The organism is Cupriavidus sp. 96C5-1, from assembly GCF_057798855.1.
The window spans coordinates 92,940-106,281 of sequence record NZ_JBYOJU010000014.1; the positions used below are offsets into that span (position 1 = coordinate 92,940).

Consider the following 13,342-nt stretch of genomic DNA (forward strand, 5'->3'; position numbering starts at 1 on the left):
AAATGTCCCCGAGGCCGCAGAAATGGGTACGCCGCCAACCGCCGGCTTGACGGCCTCCGATCCGCAGAAACGGGTACGCCAGGATCCCGCGTCGCCCACGACCGGACGCAAATGACACTGCGGCGGTCGCCAACACACGCAGAAACAGGTACGCGCATCAAATTCGTTCTGGCTATTTGGTTTTTCTGAGTGCAAGCACTCGCTTTCAAGGAAAAGGTTGTGTATAATAGAAAGAAGGGAACGCTTTCCGGAAAACACCTCACCGGGTGCACGCAGAAACGGGTACGTTTCCGCCAAGAATGCACCGGGAATGGGCACGCAGAATTGGGTACGCTTCGGCGCGCTCAAGTCGGGAAGGGCAATACGCAGAATTGGGTACGCCGCAGAAACGGGTACGCTCCAGCCTGGCAAGGTACGGAAGCGGCGCCGCGAAAAGGTTCTACGCAGAATTGGGTACGCAAATGGGGCGCCAGAGGGCTACGCTGCGCAGAAATGGGTACGGAAGGCGAGTATCAAGACCCTGACGGACTGGGGTGCGTACCCGTTTCTGCGGGGATAACTTCCCCGTCAACCCGATTCCTGTACCAAAAGTGCCGGTAAACGGGCAGCGCACGCAGAAACAGGTACGCTTTTCGCCTCTGGATCTGTGGAAAAGCCTGTGCTGAAGCGGACTTATCCCCGCAGAAACCGGTTCGGGCTTTGCGCTGAAACGGGTTCGGTATACCGCAGAATCTGGTACAGCACTTCGCAGAATCGAGTACGGTTTCACGCAGAATCTGGTTCGGAAGGTCTCCGTTTACGTATACGAATCAAGGGCATGGACCCCTCGTATACGGTTTACGAGTAGTTAACCCATACCCTTATCGTTTACTGGTAGCTGATGGCTGGCCCACCGTGGACAACCCTCCCGGGTTGCCCACCGCAGTCCACCATGCGACCAGCCATGAGACCCGCCAACCCTAAAACACGCGGCATTGCAGGAAATTCGCTTACCGAACCTGTTTCTGCGTGACAAGGCTGATTGCTTCGCGTAAAAAGTCGGGTATTCCGAAGCACGCCAATATGCCCATCAAACGCACCCAGACCATCCTGGGGTCTCGCGGTCCAGCCGATATGGACAGCGAGCCCTCCCGCATCATCGTTCCCGGCGACGAGAACAGTCTGGTTCCGTCCGAGAAATTCCAGCGTCTGTTCGACGAAGCACAGGCAATGGAACGGGAAGATGCCTGGCAAAGTGGCGAAGTCGGCTTTTTAAGCCGCGCCAGCGTGCAGGTCACCCTGCCTTACCGGGCCCCGAAGGGGGCACCGCCGGTGTGGACCCGCACAAGCGGCAATATTTCGCTGATGATCCAGCCTGGCTATTTCACGCAACAGCGCTCCGAGAAAGCCAGCAACGGACGCCAGAAACTGGTGTCCGAAACCGTGTCGCTGGGCTATCCCTATGGTTCCTATCCGCGCCTGATGCTTGCCTGGATCGGCAAGGAGATCATGGCCAAGAAAAAGCGCGGCGAGTTTACCGGTACCGTGGAAGACCGCCGTATCTCGCTTGGCAATTCTTTGTCGGAGTTCATGTACAACCTCGGTATACCGATGGCTACCGGCGGCAAGCGCGGCACCATGACGCTGGTTCGGCAACAGATGATTCGCTTGTTCTCGGCGACCATCGCGATCGTGCAGAACAAGTCCACGCCGAGCCAGAACCAGAACCCGAATCACGAGCCGTTATCCATCGATCGCGTCGGTTATCTGCTGGCTGACCAGTTGTCGACCTGGTGGGACCCGATGCAGCCGGGCCAGGGCTCGATGTTCGAGAGTTTTGTGGTATTGTCCGAACCGTTTTTCAACGAGCTGGTTAACCGGCCGGTACCGGTCGATATGCGGGCGCTAAAGGCCCTCAAGCAATCACCTTTCGCGCTCGACGTATACTCCTGGCTGACCTATCGCTTCTTTACGATTCAGCGCCGTACCGAGATTCCGTGGGAAGCACTGCAAATGCAGTTCGGCACCGAGACCGAGAGCGAGCGGAAGTTCCGTGCTCTGTTCCGCAAGGCGCTCAAAGATGTGCTGGTTGTCTACCCGGGTGCCAAGGTAGACGCCGACTCTTCCAAGGCCCTGATCCTGCAACCCTCCAGAACCAGCGTTCGCAAGCTGGCGTAGGGTATGTCGATTGCATTGCCGAACCCGCGCGCTGACTTGGCCCGCGGGTTTTTCGTTCCCCCGCAGGAATTCGGGGCGAACCAGGCGCAATGCCAGCGGTCTGACTGCCGCTATGGGACGATTGGGTGTGAGAGGCTTGGCGCCGGCGTATACGGCGTATACGGGCTCCTGAAGGGGAGTCCGGAGGATGAGGCGGGAGGATGGTTTTCAGACTGCCAGAAACACAAAAGGCAAGCGTGGAACGCTTGCCTTTTGCTTTGCTGACCTTGCCTGGCCCGGGAGCCCCGCGCGGTCTGCGACTTCGGCGTGATTCGTGAGATCAGGCCGGCTTGATGGCGGATGCCTGCAAGCCCTTCGGGCCCTGCTTTACTTCAAACGTGACGCGCTGACCATCCTTGAGCGTCTTGAAGCCCGAACCCTGGATTTCGGAGAAGTGCGCGAACAGATCCGCACCGCCGTCGTCCGGGGTAATGAAGCCAAAGCCCTTGGTCTCATTGAACCATTTGACCGTACCGGTTGCCATGTGAATTTCCTTTCGAAGCAAGTTCTTGTACACAACGCAAACAACGCTAACAACCGTTCAAGCACGTTAAGTTCTCGTAGTTACCGAACGGATGCCGACGAGGTGACACGACTTGACTCGACTGTAGCGGGCATCATAACCAGTTTGTCTTGTTGTGTCATGTGCGGCGTAAGACGCACTACATTTAATGTAGGCGCATTCCATGCCGCATTTCAAGCGCTATTCTGTTATTTCCATAACGCGGAATGCTTTTCCTAATTTTATATTAAAAATATAAACTCAAAAAACAGTTGAGCCAGCACGTCACATTGACTAAAGTTGCGGCTAGAGTTAATCGCGCTTTCAGCGCTGAAAGAGAGGTCGTAGTGCCAGCTAAAATCATCACGGTCTTTAACCAGAAAGGCGGATGCGGCAAGACAACAGTCAGCATGCATCTTGCCGGCACGCTTGGCCTGAGAGGCGCGCGTTCCATGCTGGTGGACATGGACGAACAGGGTACCGCCACGCGCTGGGCGGCCCAGGCCAGCGACGAGCGGCCCTTTCCCGCATCAGTGATTGGCTTGGCGCCGTCGGGCGGGGCGATGCACCGCGAAGTGAGGAAATTTGTCCAGGACTACGACTACATCGTAGTGGACTGTCCTCCGGCAGTTCACTCGGCTGCGCCATCCAGCGCGCTGTTGATTTCCGATCTCGCCATTATTCCCGTGGTTCCGTCGCCTCCGGACCTGTGGGCCGCCGTGGCTGCCAAAACGCTGGCCCAGCATGCCCAGGTCCAGAACGAGACGCTCCGTATCCGGGTGATGGCCAATATGGTGCAGCGTCGTGTTTCCATTGCACGCCAGGCGATCGAGATTCTCGGTGACGATGCCGAGGTGCCCTTGATGAATGCCATGATCGGATCGCGCTCCGCCTTCCGCGAATGCCAGGCGATCGGTTGTACTGTTCACGGCGTGGCAGGGGCACGCGAGTCAGTGCAGGAAGTCGACATGATGGTCGACGAGATATTGTCTTTGATTGAGCAATAGGAATGGCCACAAAATTGAAAAGCCTCAAGGCAGGCATGCTGGCGGGAATGGCAGCCGAAAAAACGCGGGGCGACTCGCTCGACCGCTTTGCACGCGCCGAAGCGGCAATTTCGCAGCATCCCAATGGTCTGCTGCAGGCTCGCACCCGCGAGCCGAGCCCCATTTTCAGCGCTGAAAGTGACTTGCCGGAGGAGGGGGGGCGGATCCTGATGCAGGTCCCGCTGGCGCAACTCCACGACAATCCGTTCAATGCCCGTCGCATCTACGACTCGGCCGTTGTCCAGGAACGTGCGGCTTCGATTGCGACTCACGGCCAGAAGACGCCAGGGCTGGCCACGCCGGATCCTGCTCGGCCGGGGCACTACATCCTGATCGACGGGCATTACCGCAAGCGCGCGCTAGCCTCCGCTGGCAAGCTCGAGATGGAATGCTTCATCGAGAGCGACCTGAGCGAACTCGATTTCTATCGCTTGTCCTTCCTGCTCAATGAGCAACGCTCTGACCAGTCGGCGCTGGACAACGCGATCGCCTGGCGGCAACTGCTGGATGAGGGCAAGGTCCAGAAAGAGGAAGACATCTGCGAACTGACCGGGATGTCCGCCGGGACGGTAAACAAGACCCTGGCCCTGTTAAGACTGCCTGAGTCCGTCCTGGGCGTCATGCGGGAGCGCCCCAGCGCCATCGGTATCGCCACCGGATACGAACTCACGCTCTATTGCAAGATCGTCGGCGAAGACCGGACTCGCGACCTGGCCACCCGGATCATGGCCGAAGGCCTGTCGAGCCGTGAAGTCGAGGCCATTCGCAAGCATGCGCAAGAAGGGAAGGCCCGCAAGATCAAGGAGATCAGCCGTCAGTACAAGATCCGCAGCGATGGCGGCCAACTGCTGGGAACGATCAAGGAATGGGATTCAGGGCGCGTGATGCTGGACGTGCAGGTAGGCGACCGAGGCGCGCGCGAAGCGCTGGTCGAAGCCCTCAAGGCGCGCTTCGGCCTGGAGAAGACCGCCGGCTGAAAGCCGTACCCGAGCGCAGGGATGGCCGTCTCCGGCCGGTCTTCAGCCGCTCAGCCAGCCGTCGCGGCGCCGTCCCGGTCCTCAGCGCCGGTGGGGACAACGACCGGCACCGCGGCTATCTCCCCGTGGTTCCCCAACGGTTTCGCGCGGGTTCTCCGGCCCGCGAGGTCGCGCGGCGAACGCGCCGCAAATTCTTCCTCCACGTCTTCCCGGTAGCGTTCGATGGCCTGGCTCAGGAGGGCGTGCAGCCCCCGCACCGAATAGCCCGCGCCAGGGGCGCGATCCGCCTTGCGCATCGCGCGGCCCGTGGGTGGGAGGCGGGGAGGGCCGACCATCACGATAGGCTCTGCTGCCCGGTTGTCCCAGTCAAGTCCACGATCGCGCCAGTGACGCGCCATAGCCATGCGCGTTGCCTCGCCCAGGCCATCTACACCGGCAGGCGATTCTGCGTCCGAACCCCGAAGCTGGTCGTGCGTGAAATTCGTCAGGCTGGCAAAGCCGATGTGCTGTTCCTGCAGCAATCGGACAGCAGCCTCGGCGGCACGATACCGCACGCCATCCGGGTCCCGCCCCTGCTTCGCCAGCCAGTCCAGAAACCGCGCCAGGGCTGCCTCGTCGAGCATGCTACCGACGGCCGCCGGGGCAGCCGCGCGTTGCGGCAACCTGGACCGCGCCTCGGGCTGCCAGGCGTGCGCCGAGACATGGCCCTGCGTTTGCAGCCATTCGTACAAGGCACCGAGGATGCGCGAAGCATGGAGTACGCTGCTTTCCGACAGCGGTCCCGTGAATGGACGCCAGGCAGCCGACTCCCTGGATGCGCGGGGCCCGACCCAGAGATGCACCGGCCCCGGATTACGCAAGAACACAAAAAAATCCTGCCGGTCCTGCCGATCCAGCATACCCAGTGGTTTCTTTCGCTGTACAGCAGCCCATAGCAGCAGCCGTTCGGCTTCCTTGCGATAAGCGAGCCATGTGCTCCGTTGTGCCGAATTTGCCGACAGCCAGGCGCGGACGGCAGCGAGATCGCTCCTATAGGTGACTCTTGAATCACTAATAGGTGGGTGATCGCACCCCGTACCTGTTTCTTCATCCCGCATCAGCTCAAAAGGCACCAACTGCCGAAGCTGCGGGCCCAGCGCCGTTTCGGCCAGGCGCCCCCGGGCACCAACATGATCGCGCAGCAGTGGCCGGCCCTGCTCGTCCTTGACCACGCCCCTATGATCGGCAAGCCAGCGGTTGATGACGGCGCCAGCCAGCGAGCCGATGCGTGGCACCGAACGCCACCATGCGTTACCGTGCCGGTTGGCAAGCTCCACCAGAATATGCAGATTGGATATCTTCTGGGCGCGCAAGCGCCGGGCCAGAGCCGGCGAGAACCACAGTTCGATACCATGATCGGCGCGCGGCTGTGCCGTGCCGAGCCGTTCCAGCTCGGCCAGCGCTTCCACGCGGCGGTCCATGCCGCGGTTGGAGCGGCCCGGACCCATCTCGAGCAATTCGGCCAGATCCTGGCGGTTGTGGAGGTGAGCCAGCTGGACCATGCGGTCTCGCAAGGCTAGCAGCAGACGCAGCGCGGATTCGCCACCGGCGTCATCGTCGCTGTCGTCGGACAGGTAGCGGTCGGCCACCATCGCCGCCGGCATGCCTTGTACATAGGCCCGTACGGCGGCAAATTCGCTGCGCGTGAGGCTGAGATTCGGGGCTTTACCAGGCTGCATGGCGATGCCTGGATTGAAGGCTAACATATTGATTCATAAGGCACTTAGGCAGCTGCTGAATGCATCCGGGTATAAATGCATAGTGAAGTACAATGCCGATAATTATAGCGTGGAAGTCTGGTATACGCCGCCGCCAGAGCGCCAAAATGTACTTCCGTGCGCTGACGCACAGCGTATCGGCAGTGTTCCGGTACATACTTTCCCGGGTGTAACCTCGCTTGCATTCCCCCCATGCTGTGCCTATCCTGAGACCCAGAGTTAGATTCTTTTAACTCTGAATTAAGAAGCATCTACAGCGTAATAAGAACGCAAACGGGGCGATTCGAAAGGACTCCAAGGGACGGTCACCCAGCAGTGCAACCTGGACGGGTACGCTGCCACGGTCTGGAGTCGAGACGGATCGTATGGAAATGCAACTGCAGCATAGCGGGCATTTTCTATAGCATGTGCGGGTTGTCGCGGGGCTCGCCATGCCGTAACAAAAAAAGAGAGCGGCCATGGCCACAATCCTCTTGATCGAGCCTCACCCCCTGCTGCGCCTGGGTCTGCGCCATTTGTTGACACAGGCGGGTCTCCACGGCGACCTGGTTGATATCGACCCCGGCTCCCTGCCTTACCCTGCTGAGTGGCTTTGCCATGCGGACCTGATGATCTACGGATTGTCGCCGGAACCGGCTGCCGGCTGGCAGGAACTGGATCAGGCATGCCAGACACTGATGCCCAAGCGGGTATTGGTGTTGTCCGATCAGATTCCCTCACCCGACTTCGATGGCGCGATGCCAGGCAATGTCCGCGGCCTGCTGTCCAAGGCCTGCAGCGCCGAGATGCTGGACGCGGCGATTCGCCTGGTGCTTGCCGATGGGGAGTGTTTTCCCGCTCGCGCCCAGGCGGCTTGCGGCGACCAGGGCGCCGCGCCATGGCCGGCAGTTCAGGCAAGGCCTGCTCCCTCCTCCCTGCATAGGCAGGCGGGCAGGATCCAGCCGGTCGACGCCCATGAGCCCGGCGGCCAGGCGGCGCTGCAGAGCGCGCTCGCTGGCGCCCCCGAACTGGAGACGCCTTCCGCCGGTTCGCACCTGCTGAATATTACCGAGCGTCAGTACGAGGTGCTGGCATTGCTGGCGCGAGGCTATCCGATCAAGACCGTCAGCCGCCTGCTGAATATCTCGGTGGCCACGGCCAAGACCCACGCTTGCACGCTGTACCAGCGCCTGCACGTGCGCAACAAGGGCGAGGCGGTTTACGTGGCGCTGCAGCGCGGTGCCAAGCTGAGCTGGCCCGGGCCAGCACCGGCCACCGCGCCCGCACGTGGCGGTGCGTCGTCGCCTGTCGAACTGGTCAGCGTCTGCCAGGCTGCCTGATCATCCGTTCCGCCCTGTTGCCCGCGATGGCGCGGGGCGGTTCGACGCACCCTCGGCTTCATCCTTGGCGATACGCGGCCTCATCCGAATGCACGAGGCAGCGCACCATCGTTCTTGCTACGCTAATCGAGAAGTGCTTAACGCGGAACGCCGGACCGTGGCGCATCGCGATGCCTCCTGCCAACCCGCTGTCACCCCCAGCCGATGACAACGCTCCTGCTTGCCCACAACATGATGCTGCGCCGGGGCGTGCTGCGCCACCTGCGCGAGCTTTCCGCGCTAGCCCCCGTGATATCGCAGACGCCCGAATGGCTGCTGGAAGCCGCGCCGGCCGACGTGCCGCCGCGGCCAGTCGATTTCGCGCTGCTCGACTGCAGCGGGGCGCAGGCCGATCCGTTTCTGTTGCTCGATACACTGTGCCAGCGGCTCGCGCCGCGGCGCTGGCTGGTCCTGTGCGAATCCCCTGACCTGCTGTTCACCAGTCATGCAGCCCGGCTCGGGGCCAGCGGCTGCATGACCGTGCCCTGCACGCCGGAGCAGACGCGCGCGGCCGTGGTGCTGGTGCGCGCCGGCGGCCAGTGTTTCCCGCGCCAGGCCTTTGCCATGCCAGCCCCATCCCCCATCGGTTCAGGTGGGTCTACGGCAAGGGGATGATGCGCCGGACGACGCAGGCTCCTATGCTTGAGTCGCGCGGAGAACGAAGCCGGGGATATCAATACCGATGTGGCCGCCGCGCGCTGTAACAGGGGGTCATATGGACAACGGGCTGGACATCCTGGTCGTGCGCGGCTTCGCCGTGCCGGAGGGCCGGGGCAAGTGGGCATGCTGCTACGAAATCAGGCTGACCACCGGACGCGACGAGCCGCTGCTGTATCGCGGCGAGTTGCATGGCATGCGCTATGCCTGCGAGGCAGCCGCGATCGCCGCTGCCACCTTTGCCGGCGAGCAGGAAGCACGAAGGCATTTGGCGACAGTGAGGGAAGGCATGCTTGCACGCCATGAGTATTGCGTGATGGTCGCCGGCGAGCCGGTGCGCGAGTCCCAGCCCGAGCCGGCGGCAGGCTAGGTCGTCGACGTCGTCGGGATAGGCAAGTCAAGCAAATCAGGCACAAGCGCCGGTCAGCAGCATTGGCGGCGCCGCAAGGCACAAAGAGGGGAGCGACGAAGCGCGCGTGTTCGGGGGACCGGAGCAATCCGGTGCGCATGCCAGTCAGGATGCGCGCACGCGTGATGCGGTCGCAGCGCATGCTGCGCCGGATCTTGAGGGCCACGGTCGAGCCGGCCGGCACAGGCGGCAAGCCGTGGCTTTGTTTTTTTGCGCGTGTGGATGGGGCGCACGGCGATCGCGGCTTCTCACGGCACGTCCGCCCCGCGGCGCCATTGCCGCAGGCAGCTTTGCGCTTGCGCCTCCCCGGCCTGGCCGGCCCCAAAAAAAAGAGCCCGCCGACCGGGGGACCATGCGGACTCCAAAGTGGCCGGCGCGATTCCGCTCGACCGGCCACTTGTTCGACGATAGCCAAACACCGGCAGCAACTGTATCGACCAGAAGCACCATTCGCCGCATGACCCAGGCCCGGGTGCGCCGCCCTTGCACGAAGCCCGCCAGCCCAATGTGCGCTTCGTGCGGTGCCGCGGGACACGAGCCGGTATCCTGGCTGCTTCATGCTTCTGGCTGGGTTTAGGCAGGCATGCCGGCCAGTGTGGCCAGGCCTGCCTGCCGCGCAACTGTATTATTTTTTTTGCCTGCCCGACCAAGACGGCCCTCAAGATGCCCTGGAATTTCATTACCCGATTCGGCGAGACCTCCCTGCTGCTGCCATGCGCCGTGCTGATCGCCGCGTGGCTGTTCCATGCCGGCGCCGCTGACAGCGCACGCCGCTGGTTGATCGCATTCGGCGCGACGGCCGCGGTGGTGCTGGTCTCCAAGCTCGCCTTCCTGGGCTGGGGCATTGGCTGCGCGGCCATCAACTTCACGGGCTTTTCCGGCCACAGCATGATGTCCGCATCGGTACTGCCGGTGCTGTTTTACCTGGTCGTGCCCGCACGGCACCCGCGCCTCGCCGTCGGCGCGGGCTGTCTTGGCTTGCTGTTTGCGCTGCTGGTCGGCGTGTCGCGGCTGAAGCTGCAGGCGCATTCCGGTTCCGAAGTCCTGAGCGGGCTGGCGCTTGGCTTTGGCGCAAGCCTGACCTTCATGCTGTGGAGCGCAAGGCCGGCACGCTCCGCGCCGGCCCTGGCGGGCGCGCTGGTGCTGGTGCTGATGCTGGCCGTGCCGGCGGCCGGCGTGGCCGCGCCCACGCATCAGTGGATCGAGATGTTTGCCGCTCGGCTGGCGGGGCGCGACAAGCCGTACCAGCGCGGGCAGTGGCGCGAATGGGCCTGGCAGCGCGACGGCGCCGGCTTGCTGGCCTGCCTGCCCGAAGCGCGGCGGGAGCGCTGAGCAACCTGCATCGCCGGCACTCGCCGCAAGCCCATATGTGCGCCAGCCAACAGACCGGCGCCGTGGCGCGGCGCAACCATGTTCTGCATTGCATATCCGGCTTGCCGGACGGAGGCAGACCATGTCGAAGATCCGTGCATTCTTCGCCGAGAGGCAAGCTGCGCTGCAAATCATGTATCGCTTCGCCGATGCGGGCATCGTCGCCGTGTGCGGCGTGGCGATCGGCGAGCTGATCTTCCCGCAAGGCCTGCGCGGCGCCCCCCCGGTTCATGGCTTTATCACTGCCCTGTGTTCGGTGAGCACCTTGCTGGTGTTTCCCGCCTGCGGGCTGTACAACTCCTGGCGCGGCCGCAGCCGTACTGTGCTGGCCGCACGTACGCTTGCCGCCTGGGGGGCGGTCTGCATGCTGGGCCTGGTCACCGTGTTCCTGATGCACCAGTCGGCCGCCTTGTCGCGGCTATGGTCGATGAGCTGGCTGCTGAGCGTGGTGGTGGCGCTGCTAGCCTCGCGGGTGCTGCTCTACGGCATGCTGGGCAGCGTGCGCGAGCTGGGTATCAATGCCAAGCGTGTCGTGATCCTGGGCTACGGCTCGCTTGGGCATGAAATGTACCAGCGAGTGCGGAATAACCGGGGCGCCGGCTATCGCATTGCCGGCATCTACGACGAAGGCATCGAGCAGCCGCTGCCCGCCGGCGTGACGCGGCTGGATTCGCTGCAACAGGTCTGCGCGTTCGTGCGCAGCAACAATGTGCGGGAAATCTGGCTGACCCTGCCGATGGCTGCCTGCCGTGATCTCTATGATGTGGTTTCCCACTTCCGCAACGACCTGATCGACATTCGCTGGGTGCCCGACGTCATGTCGGTCGAGCTGTTGGGCCACCGGTTCAGCGACTTCCTCGGCTTGCCGGTCATCGACCTGAACAGCCCGCCGCAGTCGGGTATCACGGGTTTGCTCAAGGCCAGTTTCGACCGCGTCTTCGCGCTGGTGGCGCTGGTGGGGCTGTCGCCCTTGCTGCTGGTGATTGCCGTGCTGGTCAAGCACTCTTCCCCGGGCCCGGTCCTGTTCCATCAGGCTCGCCTGGGCATGGACGGTCGGCCCTTCCATGTCTACAAGTTTCGTACCATGGTGCAGCATCAGGAGGCGGGCGGCCTGACGCAGGCCGTGCGCGGCGATGCGCGGGTGACGCGGCTGGGTGCCATCCTGCGCCGCACCAGCCTCGACGAGCTGCCGCAGTTCCTGAACGTGCTGCGCGGCGAGATGTCGGTGGTGGGTCCGCGCCCGCATGCGATCGAACACAACGAGATCTACAAGGAGGTCATCGATCGCTACATGCTGCGCCACCGTGTCAAGCCGGGCATTACCGGCTGGGCCCAGATCAACGGCTTGCGCGGCCAGACCGACACCGTGGAAAAGATGCGCAAGCGCATCGAGTTCGACATCTTCTATATCCGCAACTGGTCGTTCGCCCTGGACCTGCGCATCATCCTGCGCACCGCAGTGCACGGATGGACGGGACGCGAAGCCTATTGAGCCGCGGAGGAAGCTGGCTCCCGCGTTGACAAGAGCCATACGGCGTTGGTGGGCCAGCGCACCGAAACCGCGCGGCAACTGCGGCTCAATCGTCAAACACGACCATCCTCACGGAGGAGAAACTGAGATGAAGGCAACCATTCGACAAATTCTTGCCGAGGTGGCACGGCTCGATGTGTCGGTCGACGCTCTCGACGATCAGGCTGATCTCTATGAAGCGGGCTTGTCATCGCTCGCCACCGTGCATGTGATGCTGGCCATCGAGAACGCATTCAATATCGAAATCCCGGACGCCATGCTGACCCGGCAGCTCTTTCGCAGCGTCAACTCGCTGGCGGCGGCGGCCGAGCAGCTCAGACAGCAACAGGAGGCAGCATGATCCGCCCACTTGCCAGCGTGGAACTGGCGCGTCCGATGGCGGCCCATACCGATGCCGCCGCGCTGATTGCGGCGGCGCAGCTGGCCGCAGCCGAAGCGGCGCCGCACGCCGACCGGGTCGACCGCGATGCCGCATTCCCGCATGAGGCGTTTGCCGCCATCCGGCAGCACCGGCTGCTTGGCGCCATGGTGCCAGCAGCGCACGGCGGCGCCGGTGCCTCGCTCGATACGGTCGCGGCCATCTGCCGCGTGCTCGGGGCGGCCTGCTCGTCGACCGGGATGGTCTATGCCATGCACCAGATCCAGGTGGCCTGCATCGTCGAGCATGGCACGGGCAGCCCCTGGCACGAGCAATTGCTCGCGCGCATTGCCGCCGAGCAGCTGCTGCTTGCCTCGGCCACTTCGGAGGAGGCGATAGGCGGAGCGCTGCGCAATAGCGGCTGCGCGGTCAGCGTTGACAGCGATCGCTTCCATTTGCTCAAGATGGCGCCCACGATTTCCTATGGCGCGCAATCCGACGCCATCCTGGCGACCGCGCGCCGTCATGCCGATGCCTCGCCCTCGGACCAGGTCATGGTGTGCCTGCTGAAGCCCGATTTCACGCTGCAGAGCCTCAGCACGTGGGACACCATCGGCATGCGCGGCACCTGCAGCAATGGCTTTCGCCTGGAGGCGCGCGGTGCGTGCGAACAGATCCTGCCGGTAGCGTTCGGCGAGATCGCGGACGGCACCATGACCCCGGTCTCGCACATCCTCTGGTCCGCCCTGTGGACCGGCATCGCCAGCGACGCCGTGCAAAGGGCCAAGGCCTTCTTCCAGGGCCAGGCGCGTGCGCGCCCGGGCTCGCTGCCGCCCTCCGCGATGCGGGTGGCCGAGGCGGTGGCGATGGTGCAGATGATGGAGGGCCGCCTGGAGCTGGCGCTGGCGCACCAGCGCCAGCGGCATGCCGGCCTGTCGGTGTCGGCGCTGTTCTCGCTGGCGGCGGAAATGAACGGCCTCAAGACCAGCGTCTCGACGATGGCGCTCGAGGTGGTGCAGCAGGCGATGATGATCTGCGGCATGGCGGGCTACAAGCAAGGCACGCCCTACAGCCTGGGACGCCACCTGCGCGATCTCTGGTCGGCGCCGCTGATGATCAACAACGACCGGATCCTGACCAATACCGCCAGTCTGCTGCTGGCCGAGCGTTCCAGCTGAGG

The 13,342-nt window shown here is 63.3% G+C and carries 12 protein-coding genes; 10 read left to right on the forward strand and 2 right to left on the reverse strand.

The genetic code is table 11. From position 1 onward, the window contains the following. The first annotated feature begins 1,113 nt into the window (after positions 1-1,113). On the forward strand, positions 1,114-2,157 hold the full coding sequence (locus AC3FOF_RS17455; protein ID WP_236702259.1) for a replication protein RepA: 1,044 nt from the start codon (positions 1,114-1,116) through the stop codon (positions 2,155-2,157). A gap of 319 nt (positions 2,158-2,476) precedes the next feature. Here AC3FOF_RS17455 and AC3FOF_RS17460 read toward each other — a convergent pair whose 3' ends face one another. Continuing rightward, complete coding sequence (locus AC3FOF_RS17460) at positions 2,477-2,680, reverse strand: cold-shock protein (protein WP_006159056.1); 204 nt, start codon at positions 2,678-2,680, stop codon at positions 2,477-2,479. 365 nt (positions 2,681-3,045) lie between these two features. Here AC3FOF_RS17460 and AC3FOF_RS17465 point away from each other — a divergent pair, with 365 nt between their 5' ends. Together AC3FOF_RS17465 and AC3FOF_RS17470 are read left to right on the forward strand one after the other, a co-directional pair. Further along, a complete protein-coding gene (locus AC3FOF_RS17465; RefSeq protein ID WP_276269193.1) occupies positions 3,046-3,705 on the forward strand; it encodes an AAA family ATPase in 660 nt (219 codons plus the stop codon). 2 nt (positions 3,706-3,707) lie between these two features. Then, entirely contained in the window at positions 3,708-4,721 is a 1,014-nt protein-coding gene (locus AC3FOF_RS17470; RefSeq protein WP_488727269.1) for a ParB/RepB/Spo0J family partition protein, read from the forward strand. Between the two features lie 50 nt (positions 4,722-4,771). Here the strand turns inward: AC3FOF_RS17470 and AC3FOF_RS17475 are convergent, their stop codons facing one another. Next, positions 4,772-6,466 (reverse strand): phage integrase family protein, encoded by a 1,695-nt coding sequence (locus AC3FOF_RS17475; RefSeq protein WP_488727270.1) that lies wholly within the window; start codon positions 6,464-6,466, stop codon positions 4,772-4,774. A 470-nt stretch (positions 6,467-6,936) separates the two neighbouring features. Between AC3FOF_RS17475 and AC3FOF_RS17480 the strand changes: the two genes are divergently transcribed. The 7 genes from AC3FOF_RS17480 to AC3FOF_RS17510 all read left to right on the forward strand — a co-directional run bounded on the left by AC3FOF_RS17480 (position 6,937) and on the right by AC3FOF_RS17510 (position 13,340). Further along, entirely contained in the window at positions 6,937-7,797 is an 861-nt protein-coding gene (locus tag AC3FOF_RS17480) for a helix-turn-helix transcriptional regulator (RefSeq protein ID WP_488727271.1), read from the forward strand. A gap of 204 nt (positions 7,798-8,001) precedes the next feature. Continuing rightward, positions 8,002-8,451, forward strand: a complete 450-nt coding sequence (locus AC3FOF_RS17485; RefSeq protein WP_017228335.1) for a response regulator transcription factor — start codon at positions 8,002-8,004, stop codon at positions 8,449-8,451. Between the two features lie 100 nt (positions 8,452-8,551). After that, on the forward strand, positions 8,552-8,863 hold the full coding sequence (locus AC3FOF_RS17490) for a hypothetical protein (protein WP_276269190.1): 312 nt from the start codon (positions 8,552-8,554) through the stop codon (positions 8,861-8,863). A gap of 702 nt (positions 8,864-9,565) precedes the next feature. Next, complete coding sequence (locus AC3FOF_RS17495; protein WP_488727272.1) at positions 9,566-10,234, forward strand: phosphatase PAP2 family protein; 669 nt, start codon at positions 9,566-9,568, stop codon at positions 10,232-10,234. Positions 10,235-10,355: 121 nt separating this feature from the next. Beyond that, positions 10,356-11,765, forward strand: a complete 1,410-nt coding sequence (locus AC3FOF_RS17500; RefSeq protein WP_276269188.1) for an undecaprenyl-phosphate glucose phosphotransferase — start codon at positions 10,356-10,358, stop codon at positions 11,763-11,765. A 127-nt stretch (positions 11,766-11,892) separates the two neighbouring features. Beyond that, positions 11,893-12,144 carry an acyl carrier protein gene (locus AC3FOF_RS17505; RefSeq protein ID WP_017225097.1) on the forward strand — a complete coding sequence of 84 codons (252 nt, stop codon included), beginning with the start codon at positions 11,893-11,895 and terminating at the stop codon, positions 12,142-12,144. Between the two features lie 35 nt (positions 12,145-12,179). After that, positions 12,180-13,340, forward strand: a complete 1,161-nt coding sequence (locus AC3FOF_RS17510) for an acyl-CoA dehydrogenase family protein (RefSeq protein WP_051078413.1) — start codon at positions 12,180-12,182, stop codon at positions 13,338-13,340. Positions 13,341-13,342: the final 2 nt, after the last annotated feature.